10 protein-coding genes and 1 pseudogene are annotated in these 14,069 nt (G+C 67.9%); 8 read left to right on the top strand and 3 right to left on the bottom strand.

Annotated elements, in window-relative coordinates; genetic code table 11:
• The first annotated feature begins 67 nt into the window (after positions 1-67).
• The 8 genes and pseudogenes from JX283_RS00145 to feoB all read left to right on the top strand — a co-directional run bounded on the left by JX283_RS00145 (position 68) and on the right by feoB (position 10,952).
• Positions 68-1,729, top strand: a complete 1,662-nt coding sequence (locus JX283_RS00145) for an ABC transporter substrate-binding protein (RefSeq protein WP_204828777.1) — start codon at positions 68-70, stop codon at positions 1,727-1,729.
• 358 nt (positions 1,730-2,087) lie between these two features.
• On the top strand, positions 2,088-3,788 hold the full coding sequence (locus JX283_RS00140; protein WP_204828776.1) for an ABC transporter substrate-binding protein: 1,701 nt from the start codon (positions 2,088-2,090) through the stop codon (positions 3,786-3,788).
• Positions 3,789-4,045: 257 nt separating this feature from the next.
• Positions 4,046-5,082 (top strand): annotated as a pseudogene (locus JX283_RS00135) (ABC transporter permease).
• Between the two features lie 15 nt (positions 5,083-5,097).
• Positions 5,098-6,177, top strand: a complete 1,080-nt coding sequence (locus JX283_RS00130; RefSeq protein ID WP_239652381.1) for an ABC transporter permease — start codon at positions 5,098-5,100, stop codon at positions 6,175-6,177.
• Between the two features lie 6 nt (positions 6,178-6,183).
• Positions 6,184-7,299, top strand: coding sequence for an ABC transporter ATP-binding protein (locus JX283_RS00125; protein ID WP_204828775.1), 1,116 nt, complete (start codon positions 6,184-6,186; stop codon positions 7,297-7,299).
• A 3-nt stretch (positions 7,300-7,302) separates the two neighbouring features.
• Positions 7,303-8,325, top strand: coding sequence for an ABC transporter ATP-binding protein (locus JX283_RS00120; RefSeq protein WP_204828774.1), 1,023 nt, complete (start codon positions 7,303-7,305; stop codon positions 8,323-8,325).
• 132 nt (positions 8,326-8,457) lie between these two features.
• Positions 8,458-8,853 (top strand): FeoA family protein, encoded by a 396-nt coding sequence (locus JX283_RS00115; RefSeq protein ID WP_204828773.1) that lies wholly within the window; start codon positions 8,458-8,460, stop codon positions 8,851-8,853.
• The gene (gene feoB, locus JX283_RS00110) at positions 8,850-10,952 is read left to right on the top strand and encodes a ferrous iron transport protein B (RefSeq protein ID WP_204828772.1); all 2,103 of its coding nucleotides are present in this window, start codon (positions 8,850-8,852) and stop codon (positions 10,950-10,952) included. Before JX283_RS00115 ends, feoB begins: the two co-directional genes overlap by 4 nt.
• On the opposite strand, the gene JX283_RS00105 is transcribed toward feoB, so the two are convergent.
• From JX283_RS00105 to JX283_RS00095, 3 genes are all read right to left on the bottom strand, one after another.
• Positions 10,862-11,917, bottom strand: a complete 1,056-nt coding sequence (locus JX283_RS00105) for a TIGR03915 family putative DNA repair protein (protein ID WP_204828771.1) — start codon at positions 11,915-11,917, stop codon at positions 10,862-10,864. The two genes, feoB and JX283_RS00105, sit on opposite strands and share 91 nt — an antisense overlap.
• 19 nt (positions 11,918-11,936) lie before the next feature.
• A complete protein-coding gene (locus tag JX283_RS00100) occupies positions 11,937-13,316 on the bottom strand; it encodes a putative DNA modification/repair radical SAM protein (RefSeq protein ID WP_204828770.1) in 1,380 nt (459 codons plus the stop codon).
• 69 nt (positions 13,317-13,385) lie between these two features.
• On the bottom strand, positions 13,386-14,021 hold the full coding sequence (locus JX283_RS00095) for a YigZ family protein (RefSeq protein WP_204828769.1): 636 nt from the start codon (positions 14,019-14,021) through the stop codon (positions 13,386-13,388).
• Positions 14,022-14,069: the final 48 nt, after the last annotated feature.

Below are 14,069 nucleotides of genomic sequence, written 5' to 3'. Positions count from 1 at the left end.
ACCACCGCATGCCGGCGCCAGCNGGACGAGCGGGCCGNCGNCGCCCGCGCTGACCCAAGGGGGATCTATGAATGGCATCGCAGGTACGAGCGGCGTGACGAGGCGCACCTTCCTCACGGGGTGCGCCCTGGCCTCCGGGCTCGTCGCGCTCTCCGGCTGCANGNAGAGCGACGGCGCCTCGGCNGGGGAGGGCGGCGGCAAGCTCTCCTACTTCATCACCAACCCGCCCTCGATCGACCCCTTCAACGCGCAGGATGTGGCCGGCTGCATGGTGGCCCGCCAGCTGTTCGACCCCATGTGCACCTACGACTTCGACAAGCAGGAGCTCGTGCCCTGCGCCGGCGAGTCGTGGAGCAGCAACGACGACGGCACCGTGTGGACCTTCAAGGTCAAGGAGGGCAACACCTTCCACAACGGCGAGACCGTNGACGCCGAGGCCTTCAAGCGTGCCTGGAACCGCCTCTGCAGCCCCAAGACGAGCGACTCGCCGTCCGTCGTGAGCTACTACCTCAAGCTGGTCAAGGGCTACGAGGACGTCGTCTCTGGCAAGGCCGACGAGCTCGCCGGCGTCTCCTGCCCCGACCAGTACACCNTCCAGGTGGAGCTCTCCGAGCCCTTTATGGACTTCCCCATGATCTGCTCCATCATGCCCACGGCCCCCGTGCCCAAGGCCGCCCTCGACGACTTCCAGACCTTCTTCCGGGCGCCCATCGGCAACGGCCCCTACACCATGGACGGCCCGTGGGAGGACGGCCAGTACATCAACCTCAAGACCTACGAGGATTACAAGAACGGCGACAAGCCCAAGATCGGCCANCTTACGTTCAACATGCAGAAGGACGTCGAGACGGGGTACCGCGAGTTCCAGGCCGGTAACGTCGACATCTGCGACATCCCCACGGCCCAGGNGAANNGCGCNCACGAGCAGTACNGCGTCTCCGAGGACGGNTACACCATCACCCCGGGCAAGCAGTGCCTGGACGGCGACCAGCCCTCCACGTACTACCTCGTGCTCAACCTCAAGGACCCCGNCATGGCCGACGTCANCCTGCGTCGCGCCATCTCCCTGGCCATCGACCGTCAGANCATCTGCGACTCCGTGCTCCAGGGCACGCNCCTCNCGGCCACCAACCTCTGCCCGCCCCCGTGCCGCGGTTACGAGGAGNGGCAGTGGGCCTGNTGCAAGTACGACCCCGACCAGGCCACGGCCATCCTCGACCAGTACTACCCCAAGGACGCCAACGGCAGCCGCGGGGTCAAGGTGACCNTGATGTACAACGTCGATGGCTCCCACAAGGAGATCATGGAGGCCGTGCAGGGCAACCTCAACCAGGTGGGTATCGACGTGGAGCAGAGCACCCTCGAGTGGGCCAGCTACCTCACCAAGCTCCAGTCCGGCGACTTCCAGATGGGCCGCAACGGCTGGGTGGCCGAGTACCCCTCCATCGACAACTTCCTGTACTCGCTGCTCTACACCGGCAACGCCGACAACCTCTCCGGCTACTCCAGCCAGCAGGTGGACGACCTGATCATGGAGGCCCGGGCCACCAGGGACGACGACCGCCGCTACCAGCTGCTGCAGGAGGCCAACAAGATCGCCGGCGACGACGTGCCCATGGTCCCGCTCTTCTACTACAAGTTCGCCAAGGTGGGCTCCAGCCGCATCGCCCATGCCTACCTCTCGCCCATCGAGCAGTCCTCCGCCGCCACCTGGGAGCTGCAGGCCTGACGCAGACGGCGGCGCCATCATAAAAGACCGTGGTTCCTGCATAGGCCCCCGGCGCACCGGACGCGGTGCGCCGGGGGCCTTCCCGTGGGTAGGGGAGGAGCCCGGTCGCGCCATGGGGTGCGCACCGCCGCCCCTACATNGGAAAATAAGGCACCTTCNTTACACCTGCCCGCACTGCCTTGGATTTCGGAAACGTTACAATCCATAAAATCAATGNAGGCNANCCGCCGTTTTCCTTGCATATCAGGAAACTTTGAGAAATACTTTTGTCCCATGCAGACGCTCCATGGAGGTCCGTAACCTCCGGCGATTGCTGGCCGTGCCGAGGGNATGGNCAANAGACAGAAGGAGAGAGCATATGAGTGAGCAGGTGAAGATCGGCCGCCGNACGTTCCTCAAGGGGTCCGCCGCGGCGTCCGCGCTTCTNGCGCTCGCGGCTTGCAAGAAGGCCGACGACGCCCCCACTGCCGAGGCCGAGGGCACCGGTGCCACCGCCAAGGTGTACATCAACAACCCCGTCTCCATCGACCCCTACAACTGCCAGGAGTCCGAGGGCACGCAGGTCTGCTACCAGATCTTCGACAGCCTGACCGACTACGACTACGAGAAGGGCGAGCTCGTCCCCAGCGCCGCCGCCTCCTGGAAGGCCAACGACGACGCCACCGAGTTCACCTTCACCCTTGTGGAGGGCGCCAAGTTCCACAACGGCGACCCTGTNGACGCCGAGTCCTTCAAGCGTGCCTGGACCCGCCNGGTCGACCCCAAGACCAACGAGTCGTCCCCCTCGGCCGTCAACTACCACATCGCCATGGTCGACGGCTACGACGCCCTCGTGGCCGGCGAGACCGACGAGCTCACCGGCGNCNNCTGCCCCNACGAGAAGACCCTNGTGGTCAAGCTCACGGTGCCCTATGCCGACTTCCCCTACGTGGCCAGCCACCCGGCCCTCGGCCCCGTGCCCGCCGTGGCCCTCGAGGACTTCGACACCTTCTTCCGCGCCCCCATCGGCAACGGCCCCTTCATGATGGACGGCAAGTGGGAGGACGGCCAGTACATCAACGTCAAGCGCTTCGAGGACTACGTGGGCGACAAGCCCTCCATCNCCGCGGTGCAGTTCAACATCCAGAAGGACATGGAGACCGCCTACAAGGAGTTCCAGGCCGGCAACTACGACTTCTGCGANGTNCCCACCGCCCAGATCAAGAGCGCCCAGGACACCTACGGCGTCTCCGAGGACGGCTACACCATCACCCCGGGCAAGCAGATGCTCCTGGGCGACGAGGCCTCCGTCTACTACCTCACNGTCAACAACAACGACCCGGTGCTCAAGGACCCCAACCTGCGCAAGGCCATCTCCCTGGCCATCAACCGCCAGGCCATCTGCGACACCGTCTTCTCCGGCACCCGCACCCCGGCCGCCAACATCGTGCCGCCCGGAATCGCCGGCTACGAGGACGACGTCTGGGAGTACTCGCACTACGACAAGGACGCTGCCGTCAAGCTGCTCGACCAGTACTATCCCGCCGATGCCGACGGCAAGCGCAACGTGAGCTTCCAACTCTCGTTCAACGGCGACGGCAACCACGGCGACATCATGGAGGCCATCCAGGCCGACCTCGTCGCCGTGGGCATCGATGCCCAGCTCGACCAGGGCGAGTGGGCCGCCATTCTCGACCGCTACCAGAACGGCGACTACCAGGCCNGCCGCCTCGGTTGGATCNCCGACTACCCCATCATGGACAACTTCCTCTACCCTCTGTTCTACACCGGCAACGGCGACAACCGCTCCCTGTACTCCAACCCCGCCGTCGACGAGGCCCTCGACAAGGCCCGTCAGACCACCGACGACGACGAGCGCATCGCCGCCCTCCAGGCCGTCAACAAGACGANCTCCGAGGACTTCCCGGTGATCCCGATCTTCTTCTACAAGCACACCTNCGTGGGTTCCGACAAGGTCAAGAGCGCCTATGTGGACCCCTCCAAGAAGATCAAGCTTCGCGCCGCGNAGATNGAGGGCTANGNCCAGACGGCCGCCTCGGTGGATATACCGCCGCCTTGATTGCATAACGAGGCACCGGGTCTTTCAGGCCCGGTGCNTTATTTTGTTCGTTTCGTTGGCAAGGCGCGGGTCAGATGGGTCCTCGGTGCGCAAAACGCCCCGTGGATTGCTTCGAAACTGTTTCCAGTAGGTAGTAGGGTGCATAGGAGGGGCTTGGATTTGCATTAGGCGGCTATACTTGCCCAAGGCCCTGTTTTAGCCAAAATAAACGGAAAAGCAAGGCTTCGTATCGGCCCAGGACACGGGAGACACCGAGTATGGTCAAGTACATCCTGAAACGTCTCCTGCAGTTCATCCCGGTTTTCATCGGCGTCACGATCATCCTGTTCGCCATGGAAAACATCGTCCCCGGCGACCCGATCAAGCTGATCGCCGGCGACAAGGCTCTCAATCCGGAGACTGAGCTGCAGCTGCGCATCGCGAACCATCTCATCGAGACGGATTCCGAAGGCAAGCCCCTGTACGACGCGGATGGAAACACCATCCCCACGCCCCTCTGGAAGCAGTACGGCTACTACATCAACGGCCTGCTCCACGGCGACCTCGGCAACTCCTACAGCCGCAAGCTCCCTGTGACCCAGATCTTCGCCGACAAGTACCCCTACACCGTGAAGCTCGCCCTGGTGGGCATCGTCATCGAGGCGGTGGTGGGCATCGGCGCCGGCCTCATATCGGCCATCAAACGCTACTCGTTCTGGGACGTGCTCGTGACCCTGGTCACGGCCGTCCTCGTGGCCATGCCCGCCTTCTGGCTCGGCATGCTCCTGCAGCTCTTCTTTGGCGTGGTGCTCAAGAACGCCACAGGGGGGGCTTCTACCTGCCCATCTCCGGTGCCGGCGGCCCCAACTCCGAGTTCGAGAGCTGGGTGCACTACATCCTGCCCGGCATCACCCTGGCGGCCGTGTCCACGGCCTACGCCGCCCGCATCATGCGTTCCCAGCTCCTCGAGGTCATGAACCAGGACTACATCCGCACCGCCAAGGCCAAGGGCCTCTCCCGACGCCAGGTCATCCTGCACCACGCCCTCAAGAACGCCCTGATCCCCGTGGTCACCTACATCGGCATCGACTTCGGCGCCATGCTCTCCGGCGCCATCCTCACCGAGACGGTGTTCAACTGGCCCGGTGTGGGCTATGAGATCTACCGTGCCATCACCCAGCGCGACTGGCCCATCGTCATGGGCGGCGTCACCATCATCATCGTCGTGGTGATGGTGATCAACCTCGTCGTCGACGTGAGCTACGCCTTCCTCGATCCAAGGATCAGGTACGGCGCGCCCAAGGACCAANGCTAGGGGAGGGGTAGACCCATGGAGAAGAANCAGCATGGGGCGGACCTCGACCGCGAGGCCGCCAAGGAGCTCAGAGAAGAGACGGACAGGGCCTACGAGGTCCACGAGGAGGAGGCCCAGGCCGCCGGCGAGCGGGTCTCCCTCGACCACGACGACTCCGAGGCGGAACACCACCGCGACTTCCGCGGCGCCTACAACGCCGTGGTCGNCGAGGTGGACAATGACAACTCCGCCCGCACCCTCTGGGGCGACGCCTTCGGGCGTCTGCGCAAGAACAAGCTCGCCGTCATCGGCGCCGTCTGGATCGTGTTCATCGCCATCGTGGCGATCACGGCCGACCTCTGGGTCCCCCAGACGCTCGGTTCCCCCATCGCCATCGACTCGTCGCAGATGGCCGACCTCGCAAGGCTCCCCCCGTCGCCGGAGCANCCCTTCGGCACCGACTCCCTCGGCCGTGACGTGCTCTGCCGCGTGATCTACGGCGCCCGCGTGTCGCTGATGGTGGGCCTTCTGGCCACGGCCATCTCCACGGTGCTCGGCCTCATCATGGGCGCCCTCGCCGCCTACTACGGCGGCATCTGGGACACCATCATCATGCGCCTGGCCGACATCTTCCTGGCCTTCCCCTACACGCTCTTCGTCATCGCCATGCTGGCGGTGCTCGGCCAGGGCATCCAGAACGTCTTCATCGCCATCGGCGTCCTCGGGTGGCCCTCCATCGCCCGCGTTTTCAGGAGTGCCATCCTCTCGGTCAAGGAGAACGACTACGTCGACGCGGCCCGCTCCATGGGTGCCTCCGACCTCCGCATCGTCGCCCGCCACATCTTCCCCAACTCCGTGGCCTCCATCGTGGTCTACGCCACGATGAACATCGGCGGCGCCATCCTCACCGAGAGCGCCCTGAGCTTCCTCGGCATGGGCGTCACTCCGCCCAACCCCTCGTGGGGCTCCANGATCCAGGACGGGCAGACCTACCTCGCCACCGAGCCCTGGCTCATGCTCATGCCCGGTATCGCGATCCTGTCCACCGTGCTCGCCTTCACCCTGCTGGGNGACGGCCTGCGCGATGCCCTCGACGTCAAGATGAAGGATGCGTAAAGACCCATGGCCAAGAAGCAGAACGAGTCCGTCAAGGACCTCAAGACGGCCCCCATCCCCGAGGGCTCCCATCTTCTCGAGGTGGACGACCTCAAGATGTACTTCCACACCCAGGACGGCGTGGTCAAGGCCGTCGACGGCGTGACCTACACCCTCGACCGCGGCGAGACCCTCGGCGTGGTGGGCGAGTCCGGCTCCGGCAAGTCGGTGACCGCCATGACCATCATGGGCCTCATCGACATGCCCCCGGGGCGCATCGAGGGCGGCGACGTGCGCTATCGCGGGCGCTCCCTGCTCGAGATGACCGAGCAGGAGATGCAGTCCATCCGCGGCAACGACATCGCCATGATCTTCCAGGACCCCATGACCTCGCTGAACCCCGTCTACACCATCGGGCGCCAGCTGGGGGAGGGCCTGAGGATTCNCCGCGGCTATTCCAAGAAGCAGNCNCTCGACCGGGCCACCGAGCTCCTCGAGATGGTGGGCATCCCCAACGCCGAGCAGCGCGTGAAGGACTACCCGCACCAGTTCTCCGGCGGTATGCGCCAGCGCGCCATGATCGCCATGGCGCTGGCCTGCGACCCCGACATCCTCATCGCCGACGAGCCCACGACGGCCTTGGACGTCACCATCCAGGCCCAGATCATCGAGCTCATGCAGAAGATGCAGGAGAAGAACGGCAACGCCATCATCATGATCACCCACGACCTCGGCGTCGTGGCGGACATCGCCGACAAGATCATGGTCATGTACGCCGGGCGCCCCGTGGAGTTCGGCACCGCCGACGAGATCTTCTACTCGCCGATCCATCCCTACACCTGGGGCCTCATGCGGTCCATCCCCGAGCAGGTGACCGACGAGAAGAAGCCGCTCACGCCCATCAAGGGCAACCCGCCCTCGCTGGTGAACGTGCCCAAGGGCTGCTCCTTCTCGCCGCGGTGCCCCTACGCCACCGACCTCTGCCGCACCGAGAGGCCGTCCCTGTACACCACGCCGTCGGGCCACTACGCGCGGTGCCACTACTGCAACGACCCCGAGTTCGTCGCCAAGAACTCGCCCAAGAACTCCCGCAGCGCCGACGTGGCTNACGGGGCCAAGAACGTCGACGGAAGCGAGGCCTAAGCCATGGCAGACAAGAAGGAGCCCCTGCTCTCCGTTCAGCACCTGACCAAGGAGTTCCCCGTCGACTCCGGGGTCTTCGCCAGCCGCATGGCCAAGAAGGTCTCGGCCGTGCAGGACGTGAGCTTCGACATCTTCCCCGGCGAGACCTTCGGCCTCGTGGGCGANTCGGGCTGCGGCAAGTCCACCACCGGCCGCTGCATCATGCGCCTCACCCACCCCACGGACGGCCGCGTGGTCTTTGACGGCAAGGACGTCGCCTCGATGCACAAGAAGCAGCTCAAGGCCGTCCGCCACGACATGCAGTACATCTTCCAGGACCCCTACGCGTCCCTGAACCCCCGCATGACCATCGGCGAGATCGTGAGCGAGCCGCTGGCCATCCACAACGAGATGGACAGCAACGAGGAGCGCATCGACTACGTCCGCCAGCTCCTCGACATCGTGGGCCTGAACCCCGAGCACATCAACCGTTACCCCCACGAGTTCTCCGGCGGCCAGCGCCAGCGCGTGGGCATCGCCCGCGCCTTCGCCCTGCACCCCAAGCTCATCATCTGCGACGAGCCGGTCTCGGCCCTGGACGTCTCCATCCAGGCCCAGGTGCTCAACCTGCTGGGCGACCTCCAGAAGGAGTACGGCACCGCCTACCTCTTCATCGCCCACGACCTCTCTGTGGTGCAGCACATCTCGGACCGCGTNGCCGTCATGTACCTCGGCAACCTCATGGAGTGGTCCGACTGGTGCACGCTCTACGCCGAGCCGTACCACCCCTACACCCAGGCGCTCCTGTCGGCCGTGCCCGTGCCCGACCCGGATGTGCAGCGCAGTCGCGAGCGCATCATCCTCGCCGGCGACCCGCCCAGCCCCATCGACCCGCCGAGCGGCTGCCGCTTCCACACGCGCTGCCCCATCGCCCAGGAGATCTGCTCCCGGGAGAAGCCCGAGATGCGCGAGGTGGCGCCCGGCCACCACTGCGCGTGCCACTTCGCCAAGCCGTTCCCCATCCAGGGTTCCTCCATCGAGCTCTAGGACGGGCTCCGGGCACGACGCCTTCGACCGGGCGCCCAGCGGGGCGCCCGGTTTTTGTTTCCCGCCGCATACTTTTCTGCGGCTCCGGGCACAGGTAGAGTGACATACAGGGCGACAGTGAGGTTTTGAGACGTGACTTCCACGGATGAGGGGCGCGCCCACGGGGCGCCCATCGCACTTTCACAGGCGGAGGTGGGGCGCACCTACCGCCTCGTCTCCTTCGACGGACTCCNCGNGGCCACGGCGCGCCGGCTCGAGTCCGTGGGCATGACCTGCGGCACCCAGGTGACCGTCCTCAACAACAAGAGCCGCGGCACCGTGATCGTGCGGGTGCGCGAGACGCGCTGGGCCATGGGCCGCTCCATCAGCGGCGGCATCCTCGTGGAGCCTGCCGTCGGCGCCCCCGCCGACGGCCTCGTCTCCGAGCGGCATTTCGTGGCCACCGCCGCGAGCTGCGCCATCGGCGCGCCCGGCATGGACTCCGTCTCCGCGGGGGAGAGCGGCTTCGAGGGGGGCGAGGGCCGATGAACGCCTTCGAGGAGCACTTCACCTACGAGCCCGTGGGGGCCGAGCCCGGCCCCGAGGTGGGNCACCCGGGCATGACCATCGCCTTCGTGGGCAANCCCANCTGCGGCAAGACCACGCTCTTCAACGCCTACACGGGCTCCAACCTCAAGACCGCCAACTGGCCCGNCGTCACCGTGGANGNNAAGNNGGGCTCGNCNCGGNTCGAGGGCTACGAGGTGCGCCTTGTGGACCTCCCGGGCACCTACTCCCTCACGAGCTACACCATGGAGGAGGAGGTCGCCCGCAACTACGTGCTCTCCGGCGACGCGGACGTCATCATCGACGTNGTGGACGCCTCGTCCCTCGAGCGCTCCCTCTACCTCACCCTGCAGCTCCTCGCCCTCGGAAAGCCCGTGGTCGTGGCCCTCAACATGATGGACGTCGTGGCCAAGCGCGGCATGGAGATCGACGTTCACCGCCTCTCGGAGACCCTGGGCGCACCCGTCATCCCCGTGAGCGCCCGCAGGCGCGAGGGCCTGCAACCGCTNCTCCACGCCGCCTACNACCACCGCGGNGTGGCCCACGACCCCATCCAGCACTTCCACCCGGTGGACGACGGCATGGCCGAGAAGCACGCCGAGAACGTCATGGTCTACTCCCGCGACCTCGAGGGGCGCATCGACGCCGTGCAGGCGGCCNTCGAGGGGCGCTACCCCGACGTCGCGAACCCCCGCTGGTANGCGACGAAGCTCCTGGAGGGCGACGTCGCCGTGCGGCGCGACTACCCCCTGGACGTCCCCGAGCTCGAGGAGGACCTCNAGGAGCGCTTCATCGCCGAGCGCTACGACTTCATCAGCGGCGTGGTGGCCGAGTGCGTGTTCANCCGCGAGCGCCGTGCCGAGGCGACGGACCGCGCCGACCGCGTCCTGACGAGCCGGGTGTGGTCCATCCCCGTCTTCCTCCTCATCATGGCCGCGGTGTTCGGGCTCACGTTCGTCCTCGGCGACGCCGTGAAGGACGTCTTCCAGACATGGCTCGACCTCTTCAACGGCTGGGTGGCCGACGGCCTTGCGGCCCTCGGCGCCTCCGAGGCGGTGGTGAGCCTCGTGTGCGACGGCGCCATCTCCGGCGTGGGCACCGTGCTCACGTTCCTGCCCAACATCTTCATCCTCTTCTGCGCCCTGGCGTTCCTCGAGGACTCCGGCTACATGAGCCGCGTGGCCTACGTCATGGACGGCATCATGGGCGCCCTCGGGCTCTCCGGCCGCGCGTTCATCCCCATGATCCTGGGCTTCGGCTGCACCGTCCCCGCCATCATGAGCTCGCGCACCCTTGAGAGCATGCGCGACCGGCGCCGGGTCATGCTCGTCACGCCGTTCATGAGCTGCTCGGCGAGGCTCCCCATCTACGTGCTGCTGAGCGGCATGTTCTTCGGGCAGTGGGCCGGCCTCGCGGCCTTCTCCATGTACGTGCTCGGCATCGTCGTGGCGCTCCTCGTGCTGCTGGTGCTCAAGGTCATGGGCCACGCCACCGACGACGAGGGCGGCATGCTCCTCATCGAGCTCCCCGAGTACAAGATGCCGGACGCCTACACCGTGTGGGTGTACGTGAAGGACAAGGTCCTCGACTATCTGGAGCGCGCCGGCACCGTCATCTTCGCGGCGTCCGTGATCATGTGGGTGCTCCTGAACTTCGGGGCCACGGGCTACGTTGGCGAGAACGTGGACGGGTCGTTCGCCGCCGTCGTCGGCCGCGCCATCGCGCCCGCGCTGGCACCCTTCGGCTCCGGCGACTGGCGCCTCGCCGCGGCGCTCCTCGCCGGCATCTCCGCCAAGGAGGTCGTGGTCTCCAGCCTCTCCGTGCTGTTCGGCGTGAGCGGCACGGCCGTGGGCACGGCGNCCCTCCACGACGCCCTGCTGGGCATCGGGTTCGGCCCGNCNNACGCCCTGGNGTTCATGANNTTCTGCCTGCTCTACGTGCCCTGCATCGCCACGATCGCCACCATCAGGAGCGAGAGCGGCTCGTCGCGCTACGCCCTGTTCGCGGTGGTGTTCCAGCTGGCAGTGGCCTGGGTGGTGGCCTGGCTCGTGTTCCTGGTGGCCGGGTCGCTGCTGGGCTGAGCGGGCCGCAGCCTGTGCGTGGGGGAGGGTCTGTCCGACGGGGGCAGGCCCTCCCTATCTGTGCCGCCGTCCCGGTAGGNCTCAGGGACGAANGTCCAGGCGGTGTCGACGGACGGGTCGAGCTCCGGNAGCCCCTGCCAGAGGCGCTTGGGCATGAGGTGCACGCGGAGGTCGTAGCCGCGCTGGTCCCTGCCACGGCCGGGGAGGGACNCGGCGTNGTAGAAGCCCTTCCAGAGGGCGCGGACGTAGGCCTCCTCGCGGTGGGTGTCGTCCANNCTGNGGCACGCCTCGCGCGCCGCCTCGCCGTCGAGGCGCACGAGGGCGAGGCGGCCGCCCTCGTGCAGAACGGCCGAGCCGTGGGCCGGGTCGACGATGCAGAACCGCTCGGTGCCCATGCGGCGGCGGAAGTGCCCGGCCACGAGGGGCACGACGTCCGCCTTGGGGCGGTAGACGGCCAGGTACTCGCCAGTGGACAGACGCGAGAACCGGATGAACTGGCGCGCGTGCTCGCACTCGCCGGCGGCGGCCGTGGCGAGTTCCTCGGCNCGGGCGATNGCCGGGTCGCTGTTGTGGGTGCCCACGGCCGGCCCCCAGGTGAAGCCGCCGCGGAGGTAGCGGTGCAGGGCCTCCGCCATGTCGGGTTCGTCCACCATGGACGCCACGAGGCTCACGAGGTGCCGCGGGGAGTGCACGTAGCGGGGCAGGCCGCGCCCGGAGGCCATGGGGGCCGTGGCGGCGAGGAAGCCGTCCAGGACCCGCTGGGCCACGGCGGGGTCCGTCCCCACGGCGGCGGTCGCCTCCCCGAGCCGGGGCTGCCCGGCACCCTCCGCCTGCAGGCGCACGGCGTCGGGGCGCAGCCNGGCCAGGTAGGCGGCGCCCACGGCCGTGAGCACGCCCTCGGCGCTGGCCTCGCACGAGAGGCAGAGCGGCCCCCGGGCCCCGAGGGCCGCTAGGTCGCGGAGCACCTCCGGGGGCAGGGTGGCCTCAGAACAGGGCGAGCTGCCCNTCGGCGGCGCGGCGGGTGCGGTTGTAGCGGGAGCCTCGGGCATCGGATACCACCTTCTCCCGTATGAGCTCGGGGTCGGCGGGGCTTCGCGGGTCCCTCTTTCCCCCGCAGGTGAGGAAGTGCCGGGCGCGGCGCAGGGTGAGCCGCAGNCGCTCGAGGTCGTCGAACCCCNGNTGGTGGCTCCTGCGGGCGCGGCAGATCTTGCGGGCGCCCTCCGGGCCGATGCCCGGCACCCGCAGGAGCTCCTCCTTGGTGGCCGTGTTGACCTCCACGGGGAACTCGTCGATGTGGGCGAGGGCCCAGGCGAGCTTGGGGTCCACGTCCAGGTCCAGGAAGGGCGCCTCGGGGCTCACGAGCTCGTCCGCCGTGAATCCGTAGAAGCGCATGAGCCAGTCCGCCTGGTAGAGGCGGTGCTCGCGGCGCAGGGGCACCGGCGTCTCGGGGTGGGGGAGCCGGCCGTCCTCCACCACCGGCATGTAGGCGGAGAAGAACACGCGCTTGAGCCCGTAGGTGGAGTAGAGCGAGGAGGACAGCTTGAGGATGCGGTTGTCGTCCTCGGGGGAGGCGCCGACGATGAGCTGGGTGGACTGCCCCGCCGGGGCGAACGGGGCCGGGGCGCCGGGCTTGCGGCCGCCGCGCCTCCGGAGGCCGCCGCGGGCGCCGGGGAGGCCCCTGGGCGCCGGCGGGAGGTCGGGCCTCACCGTCGAGAGGTGCGAGCCGCCGCCCAGGTAGCCGGGGCCCGTGGCGCCGAGGAGGCGCTCCCGCTCCATGGTNTCCCGGATCTGGCGCATGGGGGAGAGCACCGTGCCCGCGCGCTTCTCGGGGCAGAGGGCCTCCAGCGACCCCGAGCTGGGGAGCTCGATGTTCACGGAGATGCGGTCCGCCAGCCGTCCCAGGGCGTCGAGAAGCTCGGGGGAGGCGCCGGGGATGGCCTTGGCGTGGATGTAGCCGTTGAAGCGGTGCTCCTCTCGGAGGAGCCGGAGGACCTCGATCATGCGCTCGCACGTGCGGTCGGCCCCGCCGAGCACCCCGGAGCTCAGGAAGAGCCCCTCGATGTAGTTGCGGCGGTAGAAGTCCATGGTGAGCTGCGCGAGCTCCGCCGGCTCGAACGTGGCCGTGGCGTGGGGGTTGGAGCGGCGGTTGACGCAGTAGGCGCAGTCGTAGGAGCAGGCGTTGGACATGAGCACCTTGAGCAGGGTCACGCNGCGGCCGTCCGGCGTGAAGCTGTGGCAGCACCCCGCGGCGCTCGCGGCGCCGAGGGACCCCTCCCGCGGCCCGCGGTCCACGCCCGACGACGTGCAGGCCGCGTCGTACTTGGCGGCGTCCGCCAGTATGGTGAGCTTAGAGAGGGTGTCCACGCCGCCTCCTGGTAGAACGGGTGTTCCTTCTCCTCAGTATAGCAGGGGCAAACGGATGTTCGGCCGCGATCAGAACNCGGCGAACCTCGGCCCGTGCACCACGCAGAGGTCCCGCCCGCTGGCGAGCTCCGTGACCTTGGCGCGGAACGCCTCCTCCTCGCCGGCGCGGAAGTCGCAGGTGAGCTGCACCTCGTCGGTAAAGATCTGGCCCACCACCTTGCCGCCGGCGTCTCTGGCCATGCGTCGCACNTGGTCGTACCAGGCGTAGGGGATGCAGCAGGCGACGCGGGTCACGGGCCGCATCTCCACCACGATCCCCTGGGAGCGGGCTTCCTCCACGGCGCCCGCCACGGCGCCGCCGTAGGCGCGCACCAGCCCGCCGGGCCCCAGGAGCGTGCCGCCGAAGTAGCGGGTGGTCACCGCGCAGACGTCGGCCAAGCCGGCCCCGCGGAGCGCGTCGAGGGAGGGGAGGCCCGAGGTCCGCTGGGGCTCGCCGTCGTCGCTCGCGCGCTCCTTGCCCGAGGCCAGCACCCAGGCCGGCACGTGGTGGCGGGCGTCGTGGTGGAGGGCGCGCACCTCGTCGACGAACCCCTCGGCCTCGGCCTCCGTCTCCACGTGGCGCAGGGCNGCGATGAAGCGGCTCTTGCGGTCAACNAGCTCGAAGACGGCCTCGGTTTCGGGTTTCAGGGTGAGATAGGTCTTCACGGGGCGCTCCTCGGGGTGTCGTCGGTCTGGTGCAATGCTATACTGCTT

The organism is Olsenella sp. CU969 (genome assembly GCF_905219715.1).
GTDB lineage: Bacteria > Actinomycetota > Coriobacteriia > Coriobacteriales > Atopobiaceae > Granulimonas > Granulimonas faecalis.
The sequence above is the reverse complement of the archived record's forward strand: the minus strand, read 5'-3'. Positions and strand labels throughout refer to the sequence as shown.